This window comes from Streptomyces sp. HmicA12 (genome assembly GCF_000373565.1).
Taxonomy (GTDB): domain Bacteria; phylum Actinomycetota; class Actinomycetes; order Streptomycetales; family Streptomycetaceae; genus Streptomyces.
Genome location: NZ_KB891820.1, coordinates 178,393 through 205,380, shown reverse-complemented (window position 1 = coordinate 205,380; position 26,988 = coordinate 178,393). Strand labels below are relative to the sequence as shown.

33 protein-coding genes are annotated in these 26,988 nt (G+C 71.6%); 17 read left to right on the top strand and 16 right to left on the bottom strand.

The genetic code is table 11. The features are described 5' to 3' along the window. Positions 1–97 precede the first annotated feature (97 nt). From B072_RS44190 to hisD, 10 genes are all read right to left on the bottom strand, one after another. Complete coding sequence (locus B072_RS44190; RefSeq protein WP_158689251.1) at positions 98–2,068, bottom strand: helix-turn-helix domain-containing protein; 1,971 nt, start codon at positions 2,066–2,068, stop codon at positions 98–100. Positions 2,069–2,177: 109 nt separating this feature from the next. Next, on the bottom strand, positions 2,178–3,062 hold the full coding sequence (locus B072_RS0127240) for a dienelactone hydrolase family protein (RefSeq protein WP_018533121.1): 885 nt from the start codon (positions 3,060–3,062) through the stop codon (positions 2,178–2,180). A 225-nt stretch (positions 3,063–3,287) separates the two neighbouring features. Further along, a complete protein-coding gene (gene hisF, locus B072_RS0127235) occupies positions 3,288–4,043 on the bottom strand; it encodes an imidazole glycerol phosphate synthase subunit HisF (protein WP_018533120.1) in 756 nt (251 codons plus the stop codon). Beyond that, positions 4,040–4,447, bottom strand: a complete 408-nt coding sequence (locus B072_RS0127230; RefSeq protein ID WP_018533119.1) for a RidA family protein — start codon at positions 4,445–4,447, stop codon at positions 4,040–4,042. The genes hisF and B072_RS0127230 overlap by 4 nt, the downstream gene beginning before the upstream one ends. Beyond that, positions 4,444–5,169, bottom strand: a complete 726-nt coding sequence (gene priA / locus B072_RS0127225) for a bifunctional 1-(5-phosphoribosyl)-5-((5-phosphoribosylamino)methylideneamino)imidazole-4-carboxamide isomerase/phosphoribosylanthranilate isomerase PriA (RefSeq protein WP_018533118.1) — start codon at positions 5,167–5,169, stop codon at positions 4,444–4,446. Before priA ends, B072_RS0127230 begins: the two co-directional genes overlap by 4 nt. 2 nt (positions 5,170–5,171) lie before the next feature. Further along, positions 5,172–5,810, bottom strand: a complete 639-nt coding sequence (hisH, locus tag B072_RS0127220) for an imidazole glycerol phosphate synthase subunit HisH (protein ID WP_018533117.1) — start codon at positions 5,808–5,810, stop codon at positions 5,172–5,174. Positions 5,811–5,819: 9 nt separating this feature from the next. Further along, positions 5,820–5,984 carry a hypothetical protein gene (locus B072_RS48795; protein ID WP_018533116.1) on the bottom strand — a complete coding sequence of 55 codons (165 nt, stop codon included), beginning with the start codon at positions 5,982–5,984 and terminating at the stop codon, positions 5,820–5,822. A gap of 2 nt (positions 5,985–5,986) precedes the next feature. Beyond that, positions 5,987–6,580 carry an imidazoleglycerol-phosphate dehydratase HisB gene (hisB, locus tag B072_RS0127210; protein WP_026246354.1) on the bottom strand — a complete coding sequence of 198 codons (594 nt, stop codon included), beginning with the start codon at positions 6,578–6,580 and terminating at the stop codon, positions 5,987–5,989. Beyond that, on the bottom strand, positions 6,577–7,677 hold the full coding sequence (locus B072_RS0127205; protein ID WP_018533114.1) for a histidinol-phosphate transaminase: 1,101 nt from the start codon (positions 7,675–7,677) through the stop codon (positions 6,577–6,579). The genes hisB and B072_RS0127205 overlap by 4 nt, the downstream gene beginning before the upstream one ends. Further along, the gene (gene hisD / locus B072_RS0127200) at positions 7,674–8,999 is read right to left on the bottom strand and encodes a histidinol dehydrogenase (protein ID WP_018533113.1); all 1,326 of its coding nucleotides are present in this window, start codon (positions 8,997–8,999) and stop codon (positions 7,674–7,676) included. The genes B072_RS0127205 and hisD overlap by 4 nt, the downstream gene beginning before the upstream one ends. 272 nt (positions 9,000–9,271) lie before the next feature. On the opposite strand from hisD, the gene B072_RS0127195 reads away from it, so the two are divergent. From B072_RS0127195 to ybaK, 4 genes are all read left to right on the top strand, one after another. Then, positions 9,272–10,783: a hypothetical protein gene (locus B072_RS0127195; RefSeq protein WP_051127309.1), complete on the top strand. Its 1,512-nt coding sequence runs from the start codon at positions 9,272–9,274 to the stop codon at positions 10,781–10,783. A gap of 260 nt (positions 10,784–11,043) precedes the next feature. After that, positions 11,044–12,054 carry a hypothetical protein gene (locus B072_RS0127190; RefSeq protein WP_018533111.1) on the top strand — a complete coding sequence of 337 codons (1,011 nt, stop codon included), beginning with the start codon at positions 11,044–11,046 and terminating at the stop codon, positions 12,052–12,054. Between the two features lie 5 nt (positions 12,055–12,059). Continuing rightward, entirely contained in the window at positions 12,060–12,884 is an 825-nt protein-coding gene (locus B072_RS0127185; RefSeq protein ID WP_018533110.1) for an LON peptidase substrate-binding domain-containing protein, read from the top strand. A gap of 18 nt (positions 12,885–12,902) precedes the next feature. Further along, positions 12,903–13,403 carry a Cys-tRNA(Pro) deacylase gene (gene ybaK, locus B072_RS0127180; protein WP_018533109.1) on the top strand — a complete coding sequence of 167 codons (501 nt, stop codon included), beginning with the start codon at positions 12,903–12,905 and terminating at the stop codon, positions 13,401–13,403. 134 nt (positions 13,404–13,537) lie between these two features. On the opposite strand, the gene B072_RS0127175 is transcribed toward ybaK, so the two are convergent. Further along, on the bottom strand, positions 13,538–14,233 hold the full coding sequence (locus B072_RS0127175; protein ID WP_018533108.1) for a FadR/GntR family transcriptional regulator: 696 nt from the start codon (positions 14,231–14,233) through the stop codon (positions 13,538–13,540). Between the two features lie 146 nt (positions 14,234–14,379). On the opposite strand from B072_RS0127175, the gene B072_RS0127170 reads away from it, so the two are divergent. Further along, positions 14,380–15,321, top strand: coding sequence for a dihydrodipicolinate synthase family protein (locus tag B072_RS0127170; RefSeq protein WP_018533107.1), 942 nt, complete (start codon positions 14,380–14,382; stop codon positions 15,319–15,321). Further along, positions 15,318–16,829 (top strand): sialate:H+ symport family MFS transporter, encoded by a 1,512-nt coding sequence (locus tag B072_RS0127165; RefSeq protein ID WP_018533106.1) that lies wholly within the window; start codon positions 15,318–15,320, stop codon positions 16,827–16,829. The genes B072_RS0127170 and B072_RS0127165 overlap by 4 nt, the downstream gene beginning before the upstream one ends. Here B072_RS0127165 and B072_RS44185 read toward each other — a convergent pair. From B072_RS44185 to B072_RS0127145, 5 genes are all read right to left on the bottom strand, one after another. Then, on the bottom strand, positions 16,826–17,497 hold the full coding sequence (locus B072_RS44185) for a DUF2567 domain-containing protein (protein WP_078506596.1): 672 nt from the start codon (positions 17,495–17,497) through the stop codon (positions 16,826–16,828). The two genes, B072_RS0127165 and B072_RS44185, sit on opposite strands and share 4 nt — an antisense overlap. A 34-nt stretch (positions 17,498–17,531) precedes the next feature. Beyond that, positions 17,532–18,353, bottom strand: a complete 822-nt coding sequence (locus tag B072_RS0127155) for an ABC transporter permease (protein WP_018533104.1) — start codon at positions 18,351–18,353, stop codon at positions 17,532–17,534. After that, positions 18,350–19,354, bottom strand: coding sequence for an ABC transporter ATP-binding protein (locus B072_RS0127150; RefSeq protein ID WP_199791105.1), 1,005 nt, complete (start codon positions 19,352–19,354; stop codon positions 18,350–18,352). Before B072_RS0127150 ends, B072_RS0127155 begins: the two co-directional genes overlap by 4 nt. Positions 19,355–19,568: 214 nt before the next feature. Next, complete coding sequence (locus B072_RS50000; RefSeq protein WP_078506595.1) at positions 19,569–20,024, bottom strand: GIY-YIG nuclease family protein; 456 nt, start codon at positions 20,022–20,024, stop codon at positions 19,569–19,571. Next, complete coding sequence (locus B072_RS0127145) at positions 20,021–20,764, bottom strand: GntR family transcriptional regulator (RefSeq protein ID WP_018533102.1); 744 nt, start codon at positions 20,762–20,764, stop codon at positions 20,021–20,023. Before B072_RS0127145 ends, B072_RS50000 begins: the two co-directional genes overlap by 4 nt. A 222-nt stretch (positions 20,765–20,986) precedes the next feature. On the opposite strand from B072_RS0127145, the gene B072_RS46850 reads away from it, so the two are divergent. The 11 genes from B072_RS46850 to B072_RS0127090 all read left to right on the top strand — a co-directional run bounded on the left by B072_RS46850 (position 20,987) and on the right by B072_RS0127090 (position 26,655). Then, a complete protein-coding gene (locus B072_RS46850; protein ID WP_078506594.1) occupies positions 20,987–21,232 on the top strand; it encodes a helix-turn-helix domain-containing protein in 246 nt (81 codons plus the stop codon). Continuing rightward, a complete protein-coding gene (locus B072_RS0127135; protein ID WP_018533100.1) occupies positions 21,229–21,708 on the top strand; it encodes a DUF6907 domain-containing protein in 480 nt (159 codons plus the stop codon). The genes B072_RS46850 and B072_RS0127135 overlap by 4 nt, the downstream gene beginning before the upstream one ends. Positions 21,709–21,820: 112 nt before the next feature. After that, entirely contained in the window at positions 21,821–22,198 is a 378-nt protein-coding gene (locus B072_RS0127130; RefSeq protein WP_018533099.1) for a DUF6907 domain-containing protein, read from the top strand. Next, a complete protein-coding gene (locus B072_RS48370) occupies positions 22,195–22,362 on the top strand; it encodes a hypothetical protein (RefSeq protein ID WP_018533098.1) in 168 nt (55 codons plus the stop codon). The genes B072_RS0127130 and B072_RS48370 overlap by 4 nt, the downstream gene beginning before the upstream one ends. Then, positions 22,359–23,111 carry a hypothetical protein gene (locus B072_RS0127120; RefSeq protein WP_018533097.1) on the top strand — a complete coding sequence of 251 codons (753 nt, stop codon included), beginning with the start codon at positions 22,359–22,361 and terminating at the stop codon, positions 23,109–23,111. The genes B072_RS48370 and B072_RS0127120 overlap by 4 nt, the downstream gene beginning before the upstream one ends. Continuing rightward, complete coding sequence (locus B072_RS0127115) at positions 23,108–23,413, top strand: hypothetical protein (RefSeq protein WP_018533096.1); 306 nt, start codon at positions 23,108–23,110, stop codon at positions 23,411–23,413. The genes B072_RS0127120 and B072_RS0127115 overlap by 4 nt, the downstream gene beginning before the upstream one ends. A 100-nt stretch (positions 23,414–23,513) precedes the next feature. After that, positions 23,514–23,678, top strand: coding sequence for a hypothetical protein (locus B072_RS0127110; RefSeq protein WP_018533095.1), 165 nt, complete (start codon positions 23,514–23,516; stop codon positions 23,676–23,678). Between the two features lie 10 nt (positions 23,679–23,688). Beyond that, positions 23,689–23,910, top strand: coding sequence for a hypothetical protein (locus tag B072_RS0127105; protein ID WP_018533094.1), 222 nt, complete (start codon positions 23,689–23,691; stop codon positions 23,908–23,910). Next, the gene (locus tag B072_RS48365) at positions 23,903–24,070 is read left to right on the top strand and encodes a hypothetical protein (protein WP_018533093.1); all 168 of its coding nucleotides are present in this window, start codon (positions 23,903–23,905) and stop codon (positions 24,068–24,070) included. Before B072_RS0127105 ends, B072_RS48365 begins: the two co-directional genes overlap by 8 nt. An 87-nt stretch (positions 24,071–24,157) precedes the next feature. Continuing rightward, positions 24,158–26,248, top strand: coding sequence for an FtsK/SpoIIIE domain-containing protein (locus B072_RS0127095; protein ID WP_018533092.1), 2,091 nt, complete (start codon positions 24,158–24,160; stop codon positions 26,246–26,248). Between the two features lie 146 nt (positions 26,249–26,394). Next, on the top strand, positions 26,395–26,655 hold the full coding sequence (locus B072_RS0127090) for a hypothetical protein (protein WP_018533091.1): 261 nt from the start codon (positions 26,395–26,397) through the stop codon (positions 26,653–26,655). The last annotated feature ends 333 nt before the right edge of the window (positions 26,656–26,988 follow it).

The following is a 26,988-nucleotide window of genomic DNA, read 5'->3' as shown; positions in this document are numbered from 1 at the left end:
CTGCCCCGCCCCGGGGCCCGAAGAATGGCATACCGTCTGGTCGGTCTCCAGCCCCCGGGAGGAAACGATGCCGTGCGGTGACCGGGCGAGATCTTGCTCAGGAGGCCGCGGCGGGCCGTTCCGCGCGGTGCACGAGGCGGGCGAGCTCGACGCGCGAACGCACGCCGAGCTGCGCGAACACATTGCGCAGATGGTGATCGACGGTGCGTGGGCTCACCGAGAGACGGCGCGCGACCTCGCGGTTGGTGTCACCCTCCGCGACGCAGCGGGCGATGCGCAACTGCTGCGGGGTCAACTCGGCCAGTTCGCCCGGCGGTTGGTGATGGTCGGGGGCCTCGCCGGTGGCCCGCAACTCGGCCGCGGTCTGCGCGGCCCAGACCGTGGCGCCGCACCGCTCGAAGGCGACGAGCGCGTCGCGCAGCAACGCCCGGGCGCGGGCGGGCCTGCGGGTGCGGCGCAGCCATTTGCCGTAGAGAGCGGCGGTGCGGGCCCGCTCGAAGTCGCCGCCGCCCGTGCTGTCGTGCCGGACGAGGGCCTCGGCGAACAGCTCGTCGGACGGGTTCAACAGGGCGTGGCAGCGCGCGAGTTGGGCCGGGGCCTGCGGGTCGTGGCCACGCTCGGTCCACACCGTGAACTCCGCGACGGCGCCCCGCGCCCCGCCTCGCCCGCCCGCCAGGACGGCCGCCTCGACGAAGCACGGCACGGCGAGCATCCGCACCGCGAAGTGCCCGCACCGCGGCCCGGACCCGACCAGCGGCCCGAGCCTGGCCACCGCCTCGGCCGCCAGGCCGCGCGCCAGATCGGTCCTGGCCAGGGCCCACTGGGCGAGGGTCGCGGCCTGTACGAGGCCGTGGCGGGCGGCGATGCCCTGCGCCACCCCGGCGTGCCGGGCGACCGTGTCGGCGTCGCAGTCGAGGGAGGCGACGAGGGCGAGGATCGCGTGCTGGTCGGCCATCAGATTGCGCTGCCCGGTGGCGTGGGCGGTGCGCAGCCCCTCTTCGGCGTGGGCCCGGGCCCGGGCGTGCCGCCCCGAGCGCAGCTCCCCGTACGCGAGCAGCTCCAGGGCCCGCGGCACCTCGGGCGCCGCGTCCCGGGCGCGGGCCGCGGCGAGCGCCCTGCTGCCGAGGCCACAGGCGGCCTCGACGTCACCCGCGACCAGGGCCGCGGCCCCGGCCCGCAGCAACCCGCCCACCTGGGGGTCCTCCGTGCCGCTCGCGGCGCGCTCGACGACCCGGGACAGGGCGGCGCGTCCCGCCAGGAACCGTTCGCCGAGCGAGGCGGACATGCCGAGCCGGTAGTCGAGGACGGTGCCGGGTCCCGGCGGGATCCCCTGTACGCCGACCACGTCCCGGTATCCCTCCGCGTCGCCGAGCGCCCACGCGGCCTCCGCCGCCGCGAGCCTGGCCTCGAGGGCCACCGGGTCCGGGGCGCAGAGGCGGGCGGCGAGCAGGAGGGAGGCGCGGGCGTCGGCCACCGGGCCGTCGCGCAGGGCGAGCAGCCCGTGGACGAGGGCGGCGCGCCCCCGCACCGGGTCCGGGACGGCCAACTCGACGAGGCCGTCGAGGAGTTCGCGGGCCCGTTCCGGCCGGCCCGCGCGCCGCGCGAGGTCCGCCGCGGCGACGAGCCGCTCCGCGCGGACCGCCGGGTCCGTGGCGAGGGCCGCGGCGAGGGCGAGGGCCGTGGCCCGCTCCCCCGTGGGCGGGCCCGGCTCCCCCGCCGCCGCGGCCAGCGCGGCGCCGAGCCGTTCGTCCGGGTACGGCTCCGCGAGCGCCCGGTGCAGCAGGCCCGCGGGCCGCTGCCGCTCCCCCGTGGCGGCCGCGGCCAGCAGGCGGTGCGCGGTTCTGCGGCGGTCCGGCGGCGCCGCCTCGTACACGGCCCGCGGGTCCGGCAGTCGCAGCCGCCCATCGGCGGTGCGTCGCAGGCCCGCCCGCTCGGCGTCGTCCAGGGCCTTGACGCCGAGCCCGGCCGCCGCCGCGGCCCGCAGGACGAGCGCCGCGTCGGCGCCGGACCCCTGCGGGTCGGCCTCGTACGCGGCGGCGGTCAGCAACAGGACGCTTCTACCGGTCACTTACGCCACGGTAGGCAGGAACCGCCTTACGCACAGTGCCGGTTGGGCAGAAACCCAACCGGCACCATGGGACGCTGTGTCACCGCACAGCACCCTCATGTCCCGGACGTCAGGACGTGTGCGGGCAGTTGCCCCGGTACTCGGCGATCGTGGTGCTCGCGCTCGGCAGCGGGCAGAGGAACTGCTCGTACCGGGTGTCGTTGTCGATGAAGCGCTTCAGCCAGGAGATCGAGTACTTGGCGATCGTGGTGTTGGAGGAGTTCGGGGTGAAGTGCGTGGCGCCCCGCAGCTCCAGGTACGCCTTGTCGAGCGAGCTCGGCAGGCTGCTGTAGAACGGCTCGGAGTGCGTGGCCACCGGCGCGATGGTGTCACCGTCGGCGCCCACCACGAGCGTCGGGGTCTTGATCTCGGGCCAGGTCTTGTCGGTGTTCCAGCCGGTCAGCGGGATCGCGGCCTGCAGCGAGGGCCGGCTCTTGGCGGCTTCGAGGGTGCCGCCGCCGCCCATGGAGTGGCCCATGACGCCGAGCCGGCTGGTGTCGATGCGGGTGCGCACCGAGCTCTGCTGGGTCAGGTAGTCCAGCGCGGACAGGAGTTGACGGCCGCGGCTGTCGGGCTGGTCGAGCGTGGTGTTGGTGTCGATGGTGAAGACGACGAAGCCCTGCGAGGCCAGGCGCGGGCCGAGCCAGGCGATCGACGACTGGTAGGCCGTGTAGCCGGGCGAGATCGCGACGGCGCCGAACGTGCCGTCGGCCGTCGACGTCGGGTAGTAGATGGTGCCGCCGCCGAATCCGCTGACGCTCAGCGAGGACACGGTGGTCTGCGAGACCGCGTAGGAGCCGCGGGACGCCTCGATGCTGGAGACGGTGGGGGCGGGCCCGCGCTCGTACGGGTTCTCGGCGGCCTGGGCGGTCACGGCCTGCGAGGTGGCGATGCCGCCGACGGCCAGGAGTGCGGCAAGTCCTGTACGTATCAGGCGGGTTCGTAGCTTCTGCACGACGTTCCCTTCGGGGGGAGGCGGCGCCGTCGTCCCGGGGCGCCGCGGGTGTCATGACGGTCCCCTGGGTGCGGGTTGTCGCGCATCGGCGAAATCACCGGTTCCGCCGGGGAGCTACGGGGGTTGTGTCATGCGTGCGGGCCGGTGGGGGCTTCTCGCGCAGTTCCCCGCGCCCCTGAAAGGCCTGCGGCCTTCAGGGGCGCGGGGAACTGCGCGGGAAGGCGATCAGCGCACGGGGTAAGCCGCGTCCCGGAGAGAAGACTTGACCTCGCCGATGCGGAGGTCGCCGAAGTGGAAGACGGACGCCGCGAGCACCGCGTCCGCGCCCGCCGCGACGGCGGGAGCGAAGTGCTCCAGCCGCCCCGCGCCACCCGACGCGATCACCGGCACGGACACGTGCTTGCGGACGGCCTCGATCATCTCGATGTCGTAGCCGTCCTTCGTCCCGTCCGCGTCCATCGAGTTCAGCAGGATCTCGCCCGCCCCCAACTCGGCCGCCCGGTGCGCCCATTCGACCGCGTCGATCCCGGCGGACCGCCGCCCCCCGTGCGTCGTCACCTCGAAGGACCCGGACGCGGTGCGCCGCGCGTCCACGGAAAGCACGAGCACCTGCCGGCCGAACCGCTCGGCGATCTCACGGATGAGCTCGGGCCGGGCGATCGCGGCGGTGTTCACCCCGACCTTGTCCGCGCCGGCGCGCAGCAGCTTGTCGACGTCCTCGGCGGTGCGCACACCGCCGCCCACCGTGAGCGGGATGAAGACCTGCTCGGCGGTGCGGCGCACCACGTCGTACGTGGTCTCGCGGTTTCCGGAGGACGCGGTGATGTCCAGGAACGTCAGCTCGTCGGCGCCCTCGGCGTCGTAGACCTTCGCCATCTCGACGGGGTCGCCCGCGTCGCGCAGGTTCTGGAAGTTGACGCCCTTGACGACACGGCCGTTGTCGACGTCGAGGCAGGGGATGACACGTACGGCGAGGGTCACTTGCCTTCGCCCCTTTCTTGGCGATACGCCTCGACCTCGACCTCGACGACCAGCGACGGGTCGACGAAACCGGAGACGATCAGCATGGACGCGGCGGGGCGCACGTCGTCGAACAGCTCCTTGTGGGCGCGCCCGACGTCGTCCACGTCCCGCGCGTGGGTGATGTACATGCGGGTGCGGACGACGTCCTCGCGGCCGAGTCCCAGCTTGCCGAGGGCCTCGAAGGCGACCCCGAAGGCGTTCATCGCCTGCTCGTACGGGCCGCCCTCGGAGATCACGCCGTTGACGACGGAGGTGCAGCCGGAGACCAGGACGAGTCCGCCCGGCAGCTCGACGGCGCGCGCGTACCCGAAGGTCTCCTCCCAGGAGACGTCGGACTGCACCCGGCGGACCTCGCCGCTCATACGGAGACCGCCTCCAGCGCCTCCTCGAGGGTGAACGCCTTCGCGTACAGCGCCTTGCCGACGATGGAGCCCTCGACGCCGAGCGGTACGAGCTCGGCGATGGCGCGCAGGTCGTCGAGGGAGGAGACGCCGCCGGAGGCGACGACCGGGCGGTCGGTGGCCGCGCAGACGTTCTTCAGGAGCTCCAGGTTCGGGCCCTGCAGCGTGCCGTCCTTGGCGATGTCGGTGACGACGTAGCGCGCGCAGCCCTCGGAGTTGAGGCGCTCCAGGGTCTCGTACAGGTCGCCGCCGTCACGGGTCCAGCCGCGGCCGCGCAGCGTCGTGCCGCGCACGTCGAGGCCGACGGCGATCTTGTCGCCGTGCTCGGCGATGACCTTGGCGACCCACTCGGGGGTCTCCAGCGCGGCGGTGCCGAGGTTGACGCGGGTGCAGCCGGTGGCGAGGGCGGCGGCGAGCGTGTCGTCGTCGCGGATGCCGCCGGAGAGTTCCACCTTGATGTCCATGGCGGCGGAGACCTCGGCGATCAGCGCGCGGTTGTCGCCCGTGCCGAACGCGGCGTCGAGGTCGACCAGGTGCAGCCACTCGGCGCCGGAGTTCTGCCAGGCGAGGGCGGCCTCCAGCGGGGAGCCGTAGGAGGTCTCGCTGCCGGACTCGCCATGGACAAGGCGGACCGCCTGGCCGTCACGGACGTCGACCGCGGGGAGGAGTTCGAGCTTGCTCATGGTTAAAGGGTTCCGATCCAGTTCTTCAGCAGCTGGGCTCCGGCGTCGCCGGACTTCTCGGGGTGGAACTGCGTCGCCCACAGCGCGCCGTTCTCCACGGCGGCCACGAACGGCTCGCCGTGGGTGGACCACGTCACCCTGGGCGCGCGGATGTGGGGGTTGTGGATCTCCATGTCCCAGTGCTGGACCGCGTACGAGTGCACGAAGTAGAAGCGCTCGTCGCTGCCGACGCCCGCGAACAGCTCACTGTCCTCGGGCGCGTCGACCGTGTTCCAGCCCATGTGCGGGACGACGTCGGCCTTCAGGGGTTCGACGACACCGGGCCACTCGTCGAGGCCCTCGGCCTCGACGCCGTGCTCGATGCCGCGCGCGAACAGGATCTGCATGCCGACGCAGATGCCCATCACGGGCCGTCCGCCGGACAGGCGGCGGCCGACGATCCAGTCGCCGCGCGCGTCGACGAGCCCCTTCATGCAGGCGGCGAAGGCGCCGACGCCGGGGACGAGGAGTCCGTCGGCGTTCATGGCCTTGTCGAAGTCGCGCGTTATCTCGACGTCGGCGCCCGCGCGGGCGAGGGCGCGCTCGGCGGAGCGCACGTTCCCGAAGCCGTAGTCGAAGACGACAACTTTCTTGTCACTCATGGCAGTTGGTCAGTTCCAGTAGTCGAGCCGCAGCACGCCCGCGACCAGGCAGAAGGCGGCGCTGATCGAGAGAAGCGTGATGAGGCTCTTGCCCATGCCCTGCTTGACGAACGAGATGACGCCGCCGATCAGGAAGAGGCCGATGAGGATGAGGACGGTCGCGAGGCCGTTCATGACTAGAGGGCACCCTTCGTGGACGGGAGGATGCCGGCCGCGCGCGGGTCGCGCTCGGAGGCGTACCGCAGGGCGCGGGCGAGGGCCTTGAACTGGCACTCCACGATGTGGTGCGCGTTGCGCCCGTACGGGACGTGGACGTGCAGGGCGATCTGCGCCTGCGCGACGAACGACTCCAGGATGTGCCGGGTCATCGTCGTGTCGTACTCGCCGATCATCGGCGCCATCTTCTCGGGCTCGGTGTGCACGAGGTACGGGCGGCCGGACAGGTCGACGGTCACCTGGGCGAGGGACTCGTCGAGCGGGACGGTGCAGTTGCCGAACCGGTAGATGCCGACCTTGTCGCCGAGCGCCTGCTTGAAGGCGGCGCCGAGGGCGAGGGCGGTGTCCTCGATGGTGTGGTGCGAGTCGATGTGCAGGTCGCCCTCGGTCTTGACCGTGAGGTCGAAGAGGCCGTGGCGGCCGAGCTGGTCGAGCATGTGGTCGTAGAAGCCGACGCCGGTCGACACGTCGACCTTGCCGCTCCCGTCGAGGTCGATCTCGACGAGGACCGAGGTCTCCTTCGTCACGCGCTCAATACGTCCTACGCGGCTCATGCGCCGAACTCCTTCTTCACTTCGCGGGCCGCGTCCAGGAACGCGTCGTTCTCTTCGGGGGTGCCGACCGACATGCGCAGCCGTCCCGGCACCCCGTTGTCACGGATCAGGACGCCGCGGTCGAGGATGAACCGCCAGACGGCGTGGGGGTCTTCGAAGACACCGAACTGGATGAAGTTGGCGTCGGCGACGGTGACGTCGAAGCCGAGGCCCGTCAACTCCGCGACCACCCGGTCGCGTTCGGCCTTCAGCTGCTCCACGTACTGGAGCAGGGTGTCGGTGTACTCCAGGGCGGCGAGGGCCGTCGCCTGGTTCACGGCCGACAAGTGGTACGGCAGGCGCACCAGTTGGACGGCGTCGACCACGGCCGGGTCGGCGGCCAGGTAGCCGAGGCGCAGTCCGGCGGCGCCGAACGCCTTGGACATGGTGCGCGAGACGATCAGGTTCGGGCGGCCCTCGATCAGTTCGAGCAGGGACGAGCCGTGGCTGAACTCGGTGTACGCCTCGTCGACGATCACCACCGCGTCCCGCCCGGCGGCCTCGTACAGCGCGAGGACGTCCTCGCGGGCGACCGCGTTGCCCGTCGGGTTGTTGGGGCTGGTGATGAAGACGACGCTCGGCCGGTGCGTGCGGATCGCCTCGACGGCGCCCGGGACGTCCAGCGAGAAGTCGTCGCGGCGCGGGGCGCTCACCCAGCCCGTGTTCGTGCCTCGGGCGAGCAGCGGGTGCATCGAGTACGAGGGCTCGAAGCCGAGCGCGGTGCGGCCGGGGCCGCCGAACGCCTGGAGGAGCTGCTGGAGGACCTCGTTCGACCCGTTGGCCGCCCACACCTGCTCGTAGGTGACCTCGTGGCCGGTGGTGCGCGTGAGGTACCGGGCGAGCTCCGTGCGCAGCTCGACCGCGTCCCGGTCCGGGTAGCGGTTGAGGTTGCGGGCCGCGTCCGCGACCCGCTCGGCGATGCGCGCGACGAGCGGCTCGGGCAGCGGGTACGGGTTCTCGTTCGTGTTCAGCCGGACGGCGACGTCCAACTGCGGTGCTCCGTACGGGGACTTGCCGCGCAGCTCGTCCCGTACGGGAAGGTCGTCGATGCTGGTCACTTGTCTCCCGGCACCTTCCACTCGAAGCGGGCCTTCAGCGCCGCTCCGTGCGCGGGCAGGTCCTCGGCCTCGGCGAGGGTCACCACGTGGCGGGTGATCTCGGCGAGCGCGTCGCGCGTGTAGTCGACGATGTGGATGCCGCGCAGGAAGGACTGCACGGACAGGCCCGAGGAGTGGCAGGCGCAGCCACCGGTGGGCAGGACGTGGTTGGAGCCCGCCGCGTAGTCGCCGAGGGAGACCGGGGACCAGGGGCCCACGAACACCGCGCCCGCGTTCCGCACCTTTTCGGCCAGGCCCGCGGCGTCGCGGGTCTGGATCTCCAGGTGCTCGGCCCCGTAGGCGTTGACGACCGCGAGGCCGTCCTCGACCGTGTCGACGAGGACGATCGCGGACTGCTCGCCCTTCAGCGCGGGCTCGATGCGCTCCTCGCGGTGCTTGCTCACCGCGACCTGCGCGGTGAGCTCCTGCTCGACCGCGGCGGCGAGCTCCTCGGAGTCGGTGACGAGGACGGAGGCGGCCAGCGGGTCGTGCTCGGCCTGGCTGATCAGGTCGGCCGCCACGTGCACGGCGTCCGCGGTGTCGTCGGCGAGAACGGCGATCTCGGTGGGACCGGCCTCCGCGTCGATGCCGATCTTTCCGGTGAAGTAACGCTTGGCGGCGGCCACCCAGATGTTGCCGGGCCCGGCCACCATGTTCGCCGGGGCGCAGGACTCGGTGCCGTGCGCGAACATCGCGACGGCGGTGGCGCCGCCGGCCGCGTACACCTCGTCGATGCCGAGCAGCGCGCAGGCCGCGAGGATCGTCGGGTGCGGCAGGCCGCCGAACTCCTTCTGCGGCGGGGAGGCCAGCGCGATGGAGGGCACTCCGGCCTCCTGCGCCGGGACCGTGTCCATGATCACGGAGGAGGGGTAGACGGCCCGGCCGCCGGGCGCGTACAGCCCGACGCGGTCGACCGCGACCCACTTCTCGGTGACGATGCCGCCGGGGGCGACCTCGGTGCGCTCGGTGGTCCTGCGCTGGGCCCGGTGCACGATCCGCGCGCGCCGGATGGACTCCTCCAGGGCGGCCCTGACCTCCGGGTCGAGCTGCTCCAGGGCGTCCGTCATGGCCTGGGCCGGGACCCGGACCTGGGTGAGGCGTACGCCGTCGAATTTCTCCCCGTACTCGATCAGCGCCGCGTCGCCGCGATGATGCACGTCCTCGCAGATCGGGCGCACCTTCTCCAGGGCGGCCGCGACGTCGAAGTCGGCACGGGGCAGCAGCGAGCGCAGGGCCTGACCCTCGGGGAGGGCGGCGCCGCGCAGATCGATTCGAGAGATCACGCGTCAATTCTCTCAGACGCTCGTTTGCCGTCGGCGGCCCGTATCAGTGACTGATACACGTCCGGTTTCAGCCGTTGTTCCGGCAACGGAGGATGACCTTCACCACTAGCGTTCAGGCAGTCACCCAGCGGGCATGAACGGTTGTACGAAACCCGCGGGTAGCGGATGCGTATGGGGCACACGGGGGAGGCAGGACAGTCGTGGTCGACGGGACGACGACCGGCAGCGGCAATGGCGACCTGCCGGACGGGCTGACCCCCGCAGAGGCCGGGATGTGGCAGGCGTTCCGCAACGGGACCGTGTACGACCTGCGCACCGGCGACCGGGAGGTGGACGACCCGCACGGCGGCCACCCCTGGGGGCCCGAGCGCAGCGTGCGCGCGCGGATCGTGGCGTGGCTGCTGCTCGACGGGCCGCCCGCCCTCGACGGCCGGGTCTCCTCCCTCAAGCTCCAGGGCGTGCAGATCACGAACGTGCTGGACCTCGCGGGCGGCACGATCGTCCCGTACCTGGAGATGAAGGGCTGCCGCTTCGAGAAGGAGGTGCTCCTCCCGGAGGCGCGCTTCACGACGGTCCGGCTCGTGGACTGCTCGGTGCCGCGCCTCGAAGGGGCCCGCGTGCACACCGAGGGCGACCTGCACTTCCCGCGCTGCCGCTTCCACAACGGCATGCGGCTCACCGACGCCCACATCGGCACGGACCTGCTGCTCAACCAGGCCGTGGTGTTCCGCGACCGGCGCGGCAAGTCGATCATGGCGGACGGGCTCTCGGTCGGGCAGGACCTCCAGGCCGAGCTCCTGGAGACGCACGGCGAGCTGAGCCTGCGCGGCGCGACGGTCGGCGTCTCGCTGTCCTTGCGCGGCAGCCGCCTGAGCAACACGCACGGGCGCCGTGCCCTGAACGCCCCGCAGCTCACGGTCGAGCGCACGCTGTACCTGACCCCCGCGGGCATCGGCAATCAGTTCCAGTCCAGCGGCACCCCGGCCCGCGGCACCCGCGTCCAGCGCTTCGAGTGCGTGGGCGGCATGCGTCTGGACGACGGCCGCTTCGGCGACGCCATCGACCTGGACTCGGCCCGCTTCACCATGGAGAACGACCAGGAGGTGTCGCTGCGCCGCGTCCAGACCCCCGAGCTGCGCTTCACCGGGGAGCGGCCGCAGCGCGGGCTGATCGTGCTGAACGGCATGAAGGTCGTCAACCTGGTCGACAAGTCGACGAGCTGGCCGGCCGCGGGACAGTTCCGGGTCAGCGGTTTCACGTACGAGAACCTGATCCCGATCGGCGCCTTCCCGCTCCACCGCCGCCTGGCCTGGCTCTCCGACGCCACCCCCGAGTACCGGCCCGAGCCGTACGAGCAGCTCGCCACCATCCTGCGCAACAGCGGCGAGGACGCCGACGCCCGCGAGGTGCTGCTCGCCAAGCAGCGCCGGCGCCGCGAGACGCTGCCGGTGGCCGCGAAGGTGTGGGGCTACGTCCAGGACTGGACGGTGGCCTACGGGTACCGGCCGGGCCGGGCCGCGGTCTGGATGGCGGTGCTCTGGGCGATCAGCGCGGTCGCCTTCAGCCACGCCGACCACCCGCCGCTCAAACAGGGCGAGGGACCGAACTGGGACTCGGCCCTCTTCGCCCTCGACCTGCTGCTCCCGGTGATCGACCTCGGCCAGGCGGGCAGCTGGCAACTGCGCGGCGGCTGGCAGTGGATGGCGGCGGTCCTGATCCTCCTGGGCTGGATCCTGGCGACCACCGTGGCAGCGGGCGCCACCCGCCTTTTGCGCCGCGGGTGACCCTCACCATCGGGCGCGGCGCCTCGCACGCGGCGGCGGGCCGGGGGGCTTCTCGCACAATTTCCCGCGCCCCTGAAGCCCGTGCGCTGTGCGAGCGACCCACCACCACCCGCACCTGCGCACGCACCCGCACCCGCGCGCCGAACCGCGACCCGGCAGACGCGAAGACCCCCGCACCAAACCGTTACCCGGCCATGAGCAACCATGGCCCCCCACAGCCCGTCATCCCACCGGACCAGCAGAAAAGGAGGGCGCGGCCCATGCCACTGCTCCGCGCTCTCATCCGCACCGCCCGCATGATCCGCCACACCCCCGCGCTCGCCGAGGGCCTGCCCCCGGACGACGAGGTCCTCCTCGACGCCCCGGACGAACGCCTCGCCCCCGCCCTGGTCGCCGCGGGCCACGCGGATCACGGCCCGGCCGCGAAGGTCCTGGCCCACACCCGCGAGGCGGCGGAGTGGGAGAACCGCGACCGCTACGTCCAGCGCCTCGCCGCGTTCGCCGCCGCCCGCCCCGAGTGGTTCAGGGCCTGGCAGCAGGCCGCCCCGCACGACCCGGACCTGCTCCTGGTCAAGGCGGAGGTGGCGGTCGCCCGCGCGTTCGCGTCCCCGGCCCGCGCCGAGCTCCTGCGCGAGGTCTCCCCGCTGATCCTGGCCGCGGCCGAGGCCGATCCCCGCGACCCGGTCCCCTGGCGCGTCGCCCTGGACCACGCCCGCGGCACGAACGCCCCGCACACTGCCTTCGAGGAGCTGTGGGCGCAGGCGGTGCGCCGCTCCCCGCACCACTACGGCTGCCACGTCTCGGCCCTGCAGTACCTGTCGGCCGCCTGGTACGGCTCGCACGCCGAGTGCTTCGACTTCGCCGAGCGCGCGGCGCAGGACGCGCTGCCCGGCTCGCTGCTCAAGGCGCTGCCGGTCCGCGCGGCCTTCGCGTACCTCACGGCGCAGTCCCCGCAGGGCGTCCCGCGCAGCCGCCTGGACGCGGCGGCCGACCTCGCCGTCGAGCTCTCGGCCACGTACGACACCGCGGACCCCTGGCCCGCGGAGGTGCGCAATCTGCTGGCCTGCGTCCTGATCCACCTGGAGCGCTGGCCGGACGCCCTGGAGCAGCTGCGGCGCATCGGCCCGTACGCGACGTCGTTCCCCTGGGACCGGATCGCGGACGACCCGCTGGGCGAGTTCCTGCACCTGCGCGACGGCGTCCGGCTTGAGGTCGCGGCGGCGCTCCCGCTGCTCGGCGGACCGGCTACCTCCGGCGACCATTACGCTTGAGCGTCGTGACCACCGTCCGGCTTCCGCTCTTCCCGCTCAACTCGGTGCTGTTCCCGGGACTCGTCCTCCCGCTGAACATCTTCGAGGAGCGCTATCGCGCCATGATGCGCGATCTGTTGAAGGATTCCCCCTCCGATCCGATGGACCCGGACGCCGACCCGGCCGTCTCCGACGAGCCGCGGAACTTCGTCGTCGTGGCGATCCGCGACGGCCACGAGGTCGCGCCGAGCGCCGCCGGCATGCCCGACGACGTCACGACGAAGGAGGCGGGCGCCGGCCCGGCCGCCGGGTTCGGCGACGACCCGATCGCCTCCTTCCACGCGGTCGGCTGCATCGCCGACGCCGCGACGATCCGGGAGCGCCCCGACGGCAGCTTCGAGGTCCTCGCCACCGGGACCCAGCGCGTGCGGCTGCACTCGGTGGACGCCTCGGGCGCGTACCTCACCGCCGAGGTGGAGGTGCTGCCCGAGGACCCGGAGGAGGCCGAGGACGCAGGGGCCGAGGAGGGTGACGGGTCGGCCGAGGCGGGGGCCCTGGCCGAAGGGGTGCTGCGCGCGTTCCGCTCGTACCAGAAGCGGCTCGCGGGCGCCCGCGAGCGGTCCCTGACGACGGGCGCGGAGCTGCCGGACGACCCGTCGGTCGTCTCGTACCTGGTGGCCGCGGCCGCCGTGCTCGACGTACCGACGAAGCAGCGTCTGCTGGAGTTCCCCGACGTGGCGTCCCGGCTGCGCGAGGAGCTGAAGCTGCTGCGCGCCGAGACGGCGATCATCCGGCATCTTCCGTCGCTGCCCGCGACGGACCTCACCAGACAGGCGACCAGCCTCAACTGAGCTGAAGGACACGGCACGTTGGCGAAGAAGCCCAAGAAGCAGCAGTCCGGGGGGACACCGGCGACCGTGGCCCTGACGGCCGCGGGCACCCCCTTCACGGTCCACTCCTACGAGCACGACCCGTCCCACCCCTCCTACGGCGAGGAGGCGGCCGAGGCGATGGGCGTGTCCCCCGACCGCGTCTTCAAGACGCTCGTCGCGGACGTGGACGGTCGGCTCACGGTCGCCGTCGTGCCGGTGGCGGGCCAGCTCGACCTGAAGGCACTCGCCGCGGCGGCCGGCGGCAAGCGCGCCACGATGGCCGACCCGGCGCTCGCCGAACGCACCACCGGGTACGTGCGGGGCGGCATCTCCCCGCTCGGCCAGCGCAAGAAGCTGCGTACGGTCATCGACGCGTCGGCCGGGGCGCACGCGACCATCTGCGTCTCGGCGGGCCGTCGCGGCCTCGAAGTCGAGCTGTCCGCACAGGACTTGGCGGCGCTCACGGACGCGGTCCTCGCTCCGATCGGCCGCGCCTGACCCCTCGACGGCCCGCCCCGCTTCGACTAAGCACCAAGGACATGTCGAAGAAGACGCGCAAGCGCAAGTGGCGGATCAAGAAGGGCAAGGCCAACCACGGGCACCGGCCCGCCTGAACGGACAGGATCTGACGGTCAGCGCCTGCTCAGCCGGCCGCGGATGTCGTCGAAGTGCTGATGCACGGCGGCCTCCGCGGCCTCGGCGTCCCCGGCCCGCACGGCGGCCACGATCCGCCCGTGCATCCGGGCCAGTTCGACGCCGTCCGCGTCCTCGGGGGACCGGCCGACGTCCTGCGCCCGCGACTGGTGGAAGGCGCTCCAGAACGCGTCGAGCAGCTCGCTGAGCAGCCGGTTGGCCAGCGGCCCGTACAGCGCGAGGTGGAACGCCCGGTCGGTGGCCGCGGCGATCGCCCCGTCCGCCGCGACCTCCTCGTGCATCCGCCGTACGAGCCCGTCGAGCTCGGCGAGTTCGTCCGCGCCGAGCTTCCCGACGAGGCTGCTCATCAGCCCCGCCTCCAACGCCTCGCGCAGCAGCAGGAGTTCGAGCAGACTGTCCTCTCCCCTGCGGTGCCCGACGACGGTGCGGAAGGCGAGCCCGTCGATCAGCGGTTCCAGGGACATCGACCCGACATACGTGCCGAAGCCGTGCCGGATCTCCACGATGCGCTGCGCCTGGAGCGACTTCAGCGCCTCCCGCAGCGAGTTCCGGCTGACCCCGAACCGCTCCATCAGCTCGGCCTCGGTGGGCAGCGGATCGCCGGGCCCGAGTCCGTGCTCGACGATGAGTTCCTTGATCCGCCGCTGCGCGTCCTGCGCGACCGGAGACCGCATCGCATCCTCCCCTTCAACCCTTGACATCGCTGTCATCGGTGGCGCACTGTCGCCCTTGGACATGGGACATCCTACGTCCTACGTCCGCCTCGCGCATGATCCCTGTGCGCCGCCGACCCGCACCACCGACCCGGGAGACCACCGCCATGCCTCTCCGCACCCCGCTCACCGCCCCGCTCCGCGGCGTCGTCCCGCCGCTGGTCACGCCGCTGACGTCGGAGGGCGAGGTGGACACGGTCTCGGTGCGCCGCCTCGCCACGCACCTCGTCGACGCCGGCGTGCACGGCCTGTTCCTGCTGGGCTCCAGCGGCGAGACGGCCTACCTCACGGACGCTCAGCGCCGCACGGCCCTGGAGGCCGCGGTGGAGGCCGCCGCGGGCCGGGTCCCGGTGCTCGCGGGCGTCATCGAGACGACCACACCCCGGGCCCTGGAGCGGGCGCGGGACGCGGTGAAGGCGGGCGCGGACGCGCTCGTGGCGACGGCGCCGTTCTACACGCGGACCCACCCGGCGGAGATCGCGGACCACTTCCGCCGGCTGCGCGCGGGCGCGGACCTCCCCCTGTTCGCGTACGACATCCCGGTCGCCGTGCACAGCAAGCTGGCCCGGGACACGATCCTGGCCCTGGCCGCCGACGGCACGCTCGCCGGGCTCAAGGACTCCAGCGGCGACGAGGGCTCCCTGCGCCGCCTGCTGGCCCCGCTGCGCGCCGGCACACCCGCCTTCTCCGTCCTCACCGGCTCCGAACTCACGGTGGACGGCGCCCTGCTGGCGGGCGTCGACGGCGTGGTGCCCGGACTCGGCAACGTCGACGCCCACGGCTACGTACGTCTCTACGAGGCCGCGCGGGCCGGCGACTGGGAGACGGCGCGGGCCGAACAGGACCGGCTCGCCGCCCTGTTCGCGATCGTGGACGCGGGAGACCCGGCCCGGATGGGCGGCTCCTCCTCCGCGCTCGGCGCGTTCAAGGCCGCCGTCCACCTCCAGGGCATCATCGACTGCCCGGCGACCGCGGCGCCCCAGATCCCGCTCGGCGAGGCCGAGTTCGCGTACGTGCGCGGCCTCCTGACCGAGGCGGGCCTGCTGTGACGACGTCCGCGCACGCCCCCTGGTACCGGGCGATAGGGCCCACCAGGTGGAAGGCCTTCTTCGCCGCGTGGATCGGCTACTTCCTCGACGGCTTCGACTTCGTCCTGATCACCCTGGTGCTGACCGAGATCGGCGACGACTTCGGCCTGTCGACCGTGGAGCAGGCGAGTCTCGTCTCGGGCGCGTTCATCACGCGCTGGCTGGGCGGCGCCGTGCTCGGCGCGCTCGGCGACCGGTTCGGCCGCAAGGCCGCGATGGTGGCGTCGATCGTCCTGTACTCCCTCGGCACCTTCGCGTGCGGCTTCGCGTGGGACTACACGAGCCTGTTCACCGCCCGCCTGCTGATCGGCATGGGCATGGCCGGTGAGTACAGCGCGAGCGCGACGTACGTCCTGGAGAGCTGGCCCGCGCAGCTGCGCAACCGCGCGTCCGGCTTCCTGATCTCCGGCTTCTCGCTCGGCGGGGTCCTGGCCGCCGAGGTCTACGAGCACGTCGTCCCCGGCCACGGCTGGCGCTGGCTGTTCTACATCGGCCTGTTCCCCGTGGCGATCGCCCTGTGGGTGCGGCGGGCGCTGCCGGAGGCGGAGGAGTGGCAGGAGCGGGTGGCCCGGGCCGGTGCGGGCGAGCGCCCCAACCCGTTCCGCCCGCTGTTCGCCACGCGCCGCCTGGCCATGGTCAACACGGTGCTGGTGGTCGTGGCGACGGCCGCCCTGTTCGCGGTGTTCACTCCGCTGGGCGACGGCGCGGTCCCGGTGCTCTCGGTGGTCGCCGCGGCCTGCCTGCTGGCCTTCGCGGTCCAGTTGGGCGGCCGAAAGCGCTGGCTGCTGTACGTCTCCCTGATCCTGACCGTGTTCTGCGCCTTCCTCTACAGCTGGCCGGTGCAGGCGCTGCTGCCGACCTACCTGAAGACGGAGCTGGGCTACTCCCCCTCGCAGGTCACCGACGCCCTCTTCTGGGCGGGCTTCGGCACGGCGTTCGGCTGCGTCGTGGCGGGCTTCGTCGGCGACCGCTTCGGCACGCGCCGCGCCTACGCGGTGACGCTGCTGATCGGCATCGCCTTCGTCTTCCCCGTGTTCGCGGTCCGCGACAGCCCGCTGGGCCTCGGCGTGCTCCTGTTCTGCATGCTCGCGTGCATGCAGGGCATCTCGGGGCTGCTGCCGAAGTTCATCGCGGGCCACTTCCCGACGGAGACGCGCGCCGCGTCCCTGGGCTTCACGTACAACGTGGGCGCGCTGGGCGGCGCGGTGGCCCCGGTCCTCGGCGCGAAGCTGGCCTCCGGGATGTCTCTGGGCCAGTCCCTGTCGATCCTGACGTTCGGGCTGACGCTGGTGGTCATCGTCCTGATCGGCTTCGACGTCCCGAACCGTCTGAGCCGCTTGGTGGACCCGGAGGGGACGGGCGATTACCTCGCGGAGGACGGAGCGCCCCGTCAGGGGCGCGGGGAACTGGGCGCTCAACCACCGACCAGGTGTCACCCGGCAGCGGACACCCGCCCCCGCGGCGACTAGCCCTCGGCCCCGGTCCCCTCCGCACCCTGCGGCGCGTAGTACTGCGCATAGGGATCGGGGTCCCGGGGCCCGAACAACCCCGTCAGCCCGAGGTGAACGGCCATCGCGGCCAGCGGCCACGCCAGCAGCGCCCCCTTGGCCTTCAGCTCCAGCGGCGCGTCGAACACCACGCCCTTGCCCACTTCCTTGGCGTGCGCGGCGACGTCCTGCGTCGGCCCGAGCCAGACCCCGAACCGCCAGGCGATCACCCCGCCGAGCAGCGCCCCGAGCGCGAGGGCCACCACGATCCCGATGCCTCCGCGCCTGCGCCACAGAAAGACGAGTGCGGCGGTCACGGCACCGAACGCGAGCCCGAGCAGCGTGAACGTTCCGTCTACACCGATGGCCTGCTCGCCCTCGGTGTCCTTGAGGTAGACGGCCGTACTGTCCGACACGAGCGGGACCCGGGGCGCGAGCCACAGCCACAGGGCGCCGAGGACCAGCCCGAACAGGGCGACCCCGACGAACACGACGGCGGCCTCACGCAGCTCGGCCCGCAGTCCGGGCCCGTCCTCCCGCGGCGTGGACGGCGGCGGCAGATGCCCGGCCATGGGGTCGGGGGCCTGCCACGGGTCACTGTGCCCGTTGTGGTTCGGGGGTTGATGAGGCGGCGTCAGCGGTGCGGTCACCCTGCCATCGTGCCAGGCGTCCCTGTCGGCCGCGTCACCGGACGGCCGCCCGGCGGTACGCCCACGTGGCGACGGCCAGCGAAGCGACCCCGACCGCGGCGCAGACGCCCAGGTCGAGCAGGACGACGGCCCAGTCGGGCCGGTCCCCGAAGGTCCGCGCGAAGGCCTCGACCCCGTACGTCGAGGGCAGCAGATCGCGCGCGTACTGCACGACCTCCGGCATCCGGTCCGCCGGCAGGACGCCGAGGAGCAGCGCCGCAGACATGCCCAACTGTCCGAGCAGCGTGGCCAGTTCCGGCCGCGGCGCGAGCAGCCCGAGCGCGGCCCCGAGCCCGGCGAGCGCGGCCCCGGCGAGCGGGATCACGGCGGCGAGCACCCACAGGTGGGTGAGCGGCAGATCGAACATCAGGCACCCGACGACCGCGGTGACCACGGTTCCCGGCACGGTGAACGAGGCGTACGCGCCCGCCGCCCCGAGGACCACGGACGCGGGCGGCACCGGCAGCGTCGCGTAGTGGTCGAGCCCTCCGGCGGCGCGCAGCTGCCCGAAGTACTGGGCCAGCAGGTTCAGCGCCACGAAGGCCACGACCAGCACGGCGGACCCGGCGACGACGGCCCGCGCCTCGCTGCCGCCCCGGTCGACGACGCCCCGCATCAGGATCATGATCCCGATGGACTGGAAGGTCGCGACGAAGAGCAGCGGGATGCGGGCCACGCGGGCCCGCGACAGCTGGGCGCGGTAGACGGCGGCGAGCGACGGCAGGAACCCGGCCCGCGGCGCGAGCGGCCCCTCGTCGGCGGCGGTGACGGCGGGCGGCTCCACGACCCGCACCGCGTCGGCGGACACGACACTCATGCCTTCACCAGGCCCTTCACGCTGCTGCGGCTCCCGCCGAGTGCCAGGTACACGTCCTCCAGGCTCGGTGTGGCGAGCGTGAAGTCGTCGAGATGATCGAAGGCCGGGCCGCCGGTGACGGTGGCGACGGCACGGCGGGCCTCGTCGGGCGCGAGCCGGAGCGACCAGCGCCGCCCGGACTCCACGGCGTGCTCCCGCAGCGCGGCGACCTCACTCAGCTCCATCGGCGCCTTCTCCCGCCACACCAGCTCGACCCGGACCTCTCCGGCGACGCGTTCCTTGAGCCCGGCCGGGGTGTCGCAGGCGATGACCCGCCCCTGGTCGATCACGGCAACCCGGTCGAGGACGGTCTCGGCCTCGATGACGTTGTGGGTGACGAGCAGCACGGTCGTCCCGCGCTCGGCCCTGCGCCGGTCCACGGCGGCCCACACGGCCCGCCGCGCGACGGGGTCCATCCCGGTGGTCGGCTCGTCGAGGACGAGCAGTTGCCGCTCGCCGACCAGCGCGGCGGCGAAACAGGCGAGCCGCCGCTGACCGCCCGAAAGCTTCTTGAGGGGCCGCCCGGCGAGCTCCGCGATCCCCAGTTCGTCGAGTACGTCGTCCCGCGCGTCCCGCGCGGCCTTGAGGCTGAGCCCGCGCAGCCGCCCGGTGGTCTCGGCGGCGAGGGAGACGGTGAGCTCGTCGAGGGCGGTCGACTCCTGCCCGAGATAGGCGAGGATCCGCGAGGCCCGCTCCGGGTACCGCACGATGTCGTGCCCGAGGATCTCCACGCTGCCGGCGTCGGGGCGCATCAGCCCGGTCAGCTGCCGTACGAGGGTGGACTTGCCCGCCCCGTTCGGCCCGAGCAGCCCGAAGATCTCCCCGCGCCGGATGTCGAGCCGCACATCGTCGGTGGCCCGCACTTCCGGCGTCCCGGGCGCTCCGCGCCGCCCGCGCGAGGCGGGGTACGTCTTGCGAAGCCCCCGCACCGAGCACACGACAGCACCCCTGCCATGCTCCATGGCGTCATCACCGGTGCGCGTACTCACGAGGAACGACTCTATAGGGCGTCCATGGTGTCCACCGAGGCACCCCAACGTCCAGAACGTCCGCGTTACTGGGTTTGCGTCCGCCATCACAGACTCAGCCTGTGAGAGAGGTGTGAGACGGGCGCACACGACGGCCCCCTGCCCGACATCACCGGGCAGGGGGCCTTTTGCGTTCCGCCTAACATCACTAGGCGGACGGCCGCACCGGCTCCACGGGCCACTGTGCAGCCGGAGCGCGCTCACCTTTGACGTACTTCGCGCACGGACACTCCGGGACGCAGCAACTGCGCGTGTTCGTGCTGTGCCGAGGTGACGAGTGTCCGCAGCTTGCGCAGTTCGGGATGCACGGAGGAAGCCACGGAGTAGCGATCCGATCTCCCGCCTCGATCACGGCGCGGATCGTCTCGACAGGATCAAGGTCACCGAACTCGAACCACTCTCCATGGGAGCGGATCGGGGCGAAGTGTCGGTGCAGCTTGTTCTCCAGGTCGAAGCTGCCAGGATGCGACCACCGAACCTCAAGCCGGACAGGGCACATCATCTGGATCTCGCGGAGCCGCTTAGCCAGGTCGCCTTCCGTAACGCCGACCTTGACCATGGAGCCGTGCGGTTCTCCGATGACGTAGACCCGGCCATGGTTCACGGCTTCACGCCCTCAACCTGCCAGAGGCCCGGAGCATAAACGTCCTCCCAGACTTCGAGTGGCCCCTCGTCGTCGTGGAAGGTGTTGACGAGCACGAGCACCGGAACGGCCGCGCCCTCCGGCACGTGGACGTCCAGCAGGTCGAGCTCGTTGCTCGACGCGTGGCGGGCCGTCCTCCTCTCGGGAGACTTCGTCGTCTGGTGCCCTGTGCGCTCCTTGTAGAACTCCTGCCAGAACCGGTCGAACGGCTGCGGCTGCAGAAGCTCGGGGACATGTGCGAGGGCCCGCATATGGATGACAGACAGAGCCGCTACGGCCGGCTTGCCGTCACGCAGAAACAGGCGACTACGCACGATGACCTCGTCGCCAAGCTCGACGCCGAGCAGTTCGGCGATCATCGGGTCCTGGCACGAGCGGAGTTCTGACGTGTGGTTGATGGAGGTCTCACCAGGGGCGTAGGCATTGCCAGTGCGCGCGATGCGTTCCAGCCGCGCCGCCGCCGTTGCTGCGACGCCCTGTCGGTCCGCGACAACCGTCTCCGCTCCCGGCCGGGGAGTGGTCAGGCCCTCACTCTTGAGCAGCCTGAAGGCCCGATTGACGGTCGTGATGCTGACGCCGAATTGGTCTTTGACCTGGCTCATCGGCGGCATGGTCGCGCCGGGCTGCAGGTCTCCGTCCTCGATGAGCTTGCGGAAGTGTGCGGCGATGTCGGCGTAGCCGGCGGTGCCCTTCTCAGCCATGGACTACTCCCCCTTCAGGTGTAGCGCTCCGGTTTGTTTCCACCGTACCCGGTAGAGCGCTTGACGTCGCAAGGTAGAGCGCTCTACCTTCTTCGTTGTCGGCACTTTCTGCAAGTGCCGCAGGTTCAGCTCTGCCCCACGAAGAAGGCCCCGACGGTTTCCCCCGGTGCTCGCAACACCGGGTCCGTCGAGGCCCACGCATCAGAGAGATTGGGTCTCCGAATGCAGCATGAGCTTACTGCGCCCGCTCCCGAGCAGGGCGCCTCTGGCGGACCGCTCAAGGTCAAGGACATCGCCGCAGCCTTGCGCGTCGACGCCACCACCATCTACCGCGAGATCAACACCGGTCAGCTCTCCTCGTACCGCATCGGTACCGGTCGCGGCACCATTCGCGTCTCCCGCTCCGCCTTCGCCCAGTACCTCGCCGACCGTGGCATCCCTGCCGCAGAGCTGGCGGTGGCGCTGTGACTGCCATCGTCCAGACACCCCCTGCGACCCGCCCCGGCTTCAAGCTGGTGCCGGCCACAATCGGCTCGCCCACGAAGGGCCAGGCCCTCGTCTACGTCGAGTGCCCCAACTGGTGCACCGAGGACCATGCCGACGAGTGGCAGCACTCCGTTGACGACGTCTCTCACTGGGGCGACTACTTCGGCGCGAGCATCCCGTCCTTCACTCAGGATGACGCCGCGCTGGACCTGTCGGCCCGCGTGTTCGCCGATCCCTACTCTGCGGACGCTCGTATGCGCGGGGCTCACGTCCTCGTCGAGACTGCGGCTGGTGACCGGCACCTCACCTCGCAAATGGCCGACGAGATCGCGGACGACCTCATCAAGCTGGCGGGGAAGATCCGCGAAGCCGCCCGGGTTGCCAGCCAGGCCAACGGCGACTCGGACCCGGACATGGACGAGGCTCTGCGCCGTGTCCGTCAGGGTGGTGTCGCCTGATGCCGCGCCGTAACCACAACGTCGTCACGAACCGCTGCCGGGTCACGCCCGACCAGCTGTCGAAGCGGGACGTTCGTCGTCTCTCCCGCAAGGGTCGCCGCGGGGGTGCCGCATGAGCGAGCTCCGCACGGTCGTCGTGCCGACGATCGACCACGGCACCGTTCGGTTCACCGAGCCGGTGTGGTGCCTCGGCAACCACCCGGCCGGGGGCTACCGCGAGGACATCCAGCACCAGGGCGCCGAGGTGCCACTGCTGCTCGACACGATCTGTCACGGCCAGGTGCAGACGCTCGCCGCCTCCTTGATGCAGCGGCCCTTCAGCACGCACGGCACCACGAGGCCGGTCGTGACCATCGAGACCGACGGCGACCACGAGTTCAACGCCGCGTCCCTCCGGGACGTCGTCGACGCGCTCGTCATCTACGGGCTCGGGCGACTGAAGGCACTCGCCCGCCAGCTGGAAGCCCTCGAAGAAGGGGGCGAGTCATGACCGCCACCGTGGCCCGCATGCCTGCGGACGCGTCCGACGACCTGCTGCGCAAGCTGCACGTCGAGCACGTCACGCAGGTGCCGGCCGAACGACGCTCCACCTGCGCGACCCATCTGCAGTGGCGCGACCTCTGCGCCCAGATGCACGAGCGGGGGGCAGCATGAGTTCCGACGAGACCCGTACATGGATCCGGCGCGCGTCGACCGGGGCCGGGCTGGCGTACACGGCGATCGCCGAGTACGAGCTGGCCCGCCGTCTCGGCGCCGAGCCGTACATCGCGGTCATGCTGCCCATGTCGATCGACTGCTACGTGATCGCGGCCCTGAAGTGGTTCAAGGCTCTCGACGTCGCGATGTCGCTGGTGCTGATGTGCGCGGCGCAGGTGGCCGCTCACGCCCTCGAAGCCGGGGTTGTGGAGGTAAGCCTCGACCTCGTGGTGGTCGTCTCCGTCCTCGTACCGGTGGCGCTGTGGCGTACCCACGCACTGGCCCGCGGCGAGGAAGACCACGCCGACCCGGAGCCTGCCGAGTACATGACGGTGCCCGAAGCCGAGCCCGTACCTGTGGCGCCGGACCCGGTGCGGCCCGTACCCGTGGCTGTACCTGACGGTGCCCGGCTGCTGCCGATCGTGGCTCGGCCGGCGCCCGCCGAGAAGGCGCTCGCACTCGCCGCCGAGGTGCAGCGTGCCCGCGCTGAGGTACGCGCCGAGTACGTACCTGAGGTCCCGCCGTGGGAGTCGTCCAAGCGCGAACTCGGGTGGGCTGCGATGCAGTTCCGTGACGAGATCCTCGGCGGTCAAGTCCCGTCCATCCGCGTCATCAAGGAGCGGCTCGGCGTGGGACAGGACAAGGCCAAGGAGTACCAGGACGGCTTCCGCGACGCCGTGAAGCAGCTGGCGGGGGCGACGCCGTGAGCGACATCGAGAAGGCGGCCCGGGATGCGGTGGCCGCCGCCGAGAACTCGGAAACGACCCGGCAGATCCTCGCGATCCTCGCTGCTCAGCAGCTGCTCAACGCACAGCAGCAGCCCGCCCAACCGCAGCCGGTGAAGCAGGAGTTCAACCCGACGAAGTGGCTCGTCATCGGCGGCGTGGTCGTGTCCGTCGGCCTGGTCGCCTCGCTGTTCGCCGTGGCCATCGCGATCGGCGCAACCTGCGCCACCGTCTGCCTGCTGATCCTGCGGAGCATCTGGCGCGACCTGCAGAGCAAGGGCTGACCTGCCCTTCCGTCCTCCGTGTGATGACTCCAATTGGAGTCATCGGCGGGGGTGCGGTGGGGCCGGCCAACCCGGCAGGCCACCGACCGAGGAGAGCCCCATGACGAGCCGGAAAGCCCTCAACCCGCCCCGCGGCCAGTGCAGGCGGTGCTGGTTCCACGCCTACGCCTCGAAGGAGGCGCACAAGGGCCTGGGGCCCGGCGAGGACTGCCAGGCGTGCATCAACTGCGCCGCCTCCCAGCACAAGGGCCAGATCGTCACCTGAGGAGAAGCACATGACCCGTGAACAGGCATTGATCGAGGCGGAGAACGCCGCGAAGAGCGCAGCCCAGCTCGCCGTCCGCGCCGAGGACTACGCCCGCAGCAGCAACCGCGACGACCAGTACCGCATCGAGCGGTACGCCGCGGCCGGCTCCCTGTGGGCCGACACCTCCCGCGCCTTCACCGCACTCGCCGACCAGCTGCCCGAGACCGCTGAGGAGACCAGCCGTGGCTAAGCCCAAGCCCAAGTACACCGCCACCGAGATCGCCTTGAACGGGCTCACGATCGGCGTCGCCATGGTGCGCGGCGGCAACCTCACCGACCGGCAGAAGCGGCGCCTGGAGCGCATCAAGGACAACGCCCAGCTGCGCGGCGAACGCGCCGCCGAGAAGTAGGTACGCCACGGGGCGGCCGTACCCGGCCAGGTACACCCGGCCGCCCCGTGCTCCCGATCACCCTGACGAGCAACCGGAGAGACCAGCATGACGGACACCTTCGTACCCGCCACTACCGAGCCCCCTGACACGCCCGTACTCGCCGTACCCGAAGCGGCGGAGACACCGAGTACGCCGGTACCCGTCGACAACCCGAACCTGCCCAAGCCTGGCGTCGTCAAGGAGAAGCGCCGGCCGATCCTGCCCGCATGGCTGAAGGGCCGCACCGAGTTCGCCGCAGCCGCCAAACACACCAGTGCGCGCGCCGGGTACGCCTCGCTGTACCACGGGCTGCGCCTGCCCTGGTACAGCCTCCAGTTGACCGCCATGTCGCCGCGTGGCGCCTGCCGGTTCGTGGCGTCGACGAACAGGTGGCTGTGGGACCGGGAAGCCGCACCGCTGCGCGACTACGCCGTGCGCAAGGAAGACGTCGACGACTACCTGCACCTGGCCCGCCTGCGCGGCAACCGGGTACGGCTGCGCGGCCTGGTCACGGTCGTCGCCATGATCTTCGGCCTCGGCTTCGCCCTGTTCCTGTACGTCATCGCCCCCGAGTTCCTGTGGGTGTTCGCCGCCGGCGGGGTGCTCACCCTCGGCTACTTCGGCCAGCAGCCCGACGCGCCCGTCATCGGCCCGGCCGTGATGCGCACCGAGCTGCAGAAGCTGACCGGCACGATCGTGCTGCGCGCCCTCGACAGCATCGGCAACCCGAAGGTCTCGGCCGCCATCAAGAGGGGCGGCGACATGGACGGGATGCGCTTCACCAGCGAAATCACCCGGGACGGGCCCGGCTACCGAGCCGACCTCGACCTGCCTTACGGCGTCACCCCCGACGACGTGATGGAGAAGCGGGAGCAGCTCGCTTCCGGTCTGCGCCGCAAGGTCGGCTGCGTGTGGCCGTCCGGCGACGAGGACGAGCACGAGGGGCGCCTCGTCCTGTGGGTCGGTGACAAGCCGATGAACGAGCAGTCGAAGCCGGCCTGGCCGCTGCTGAAGGACGGCCGCGTCGACCTGTTCAAGCCGGTCGTCTTCGGCAACGACCAGCGGATGCGGTGGGTTGAGGTCACCCTCATGTTCGCGTCGATTGTCATCGGCGCTGTCCCCCGCATGGGCAAGACGTTCCTGCTCAGGCTGCTGATGCTGATCTGCGCCCTCGACCCGCGGGCCGTGCTGCTGGCGTTCGACCTGAAAGGCACAGGCGACTTCGGCGCCCTGGAACCGGTCTGCCACCGCTACCGGGCGGGCGAGGAGGACGAGGACATCGAGTACATCCTGCACGCGCTGCGGGAGATCAAGGCCGAGCTGCGGCGCCGAGCGAAGGTCATCAAGAGCCTGCCGCGCTCCCGCTGCCCCGAGTCGAAGGTCACCCCGGCTCTGGCCAACGACAAGTCCCTCGGCCTGCACCCGATCGCCATCAGCATCGACGAGTGCCAGGTGCTGTTCGAGCACGACAAGTACGGCGCCGAGCTGGAATCCATCTGCACCGACATCACCAAGCGCGGCCCCGCGCTCGGCATCATCGGCATGTACGCCACCCAGCGCCCGGACGCGAAGTCACTGCCCACGGGCATCAGCGCGAACGCGATCCTGCGGTTCGCGCTCAAGGTCATGGGCCACACCGCGAACGACCTCATCCTCAGCACCGGCGCCTACAAGTCCGGTATCCGCGCCACCATGTTCAGCCGCCGAGACCTGGGCATCTGCTGGATGGCCGGCGAGGGCGACGAACCCCGCATCGTCTCGTCCGCGTTCATCGACGCCCCGAAGGCCGAACTGGTCGTCGCTCGAGCCCGGAAGATGCGCGAGGACTACGGCAACATCACCGGCCACGCTCTCGGCGAGGGGCCCGCGAAGGTGGCCGGCCTCGACGTCCTCGGCGACGTCCTCAAGTCCATCGGTGTCGACGAGAAGGCCGTCTGGTGCGAGCGCATCGCCGCCCGTCTCGCCGACCTGAGGCCGGACGTCTACGGCGAGTGGAAGGGCGAGAACGTCACGACCGCGCTCAAGCCGTGGGGCATCAAGACAGGCCAGGTGTGGGGGCAGACCGACGAAGGCGAGGGCGCCAACCGGCGCGGCATCCAGCGTGCCGACATCGCCGCCGCCATCACTCGCCGTGACGCCGACCGGAGCGCCGCATAGCCCAGTACGGCCGCTAGACCTAGCACCCCCACCCGCTAGGTCTAGCAGGCCCGCTAGCACCAAAAAGCGCCCCTGAACAGGCACCTAGCGTCTAGCAGGGGCGGCCCCAGGAAACGGGAAACACCCACTTCAGCAGGAGGACACCCATGTTCTGGCTCGCTATAGCCCTCGGCCTGACCGGATGGGCCGCTGGTTACGCAGTGTTGTGCTGGGTCAAGCCGTTCGCCCCGTGCCGCAAGTGCGAGGGCATCGGCAAGGTGCAGCGCCGCGGCAAGCTCCGCATGTGCTCGCGCTGCCACGACGCCAAGCTCCGGCTGCGCGTCGGCCGGCGGGCACACAACGCCTGGCGTCGCACCCGCGCCGACGGCATGCGCCTCACGCCGGACCGGTTCGGGGCAGACCACTGAGACCACCTGAGCTCGCCCCCAGGGCCCCGCCACGATCGCCGTGGCGGGGCCCTTCTTTGCGTTCAGGGTGGGGCGGTTCGGCTGTTGACGGTCTGCGCGCACGGGGCCTGTACTCGCTAATCCACTGAAGCCAGCGCCAGCGGATTAGCGGACGGGCGCCTTCAAGATCAGCTCAGCGTGCATCACGCAGAGTGACAGCCGCTAAATCGCTGGAGCCGAGCTCGCCGGATTAGCGGATGATTTTTGGCCGCGCAAAAAATCGGGCGAGAAGGGCGTTTGGGTCGCCCATCTGCACTCTTAAAAAGTGGTCCGGCTCTGCTCGGCGCCTCTCGT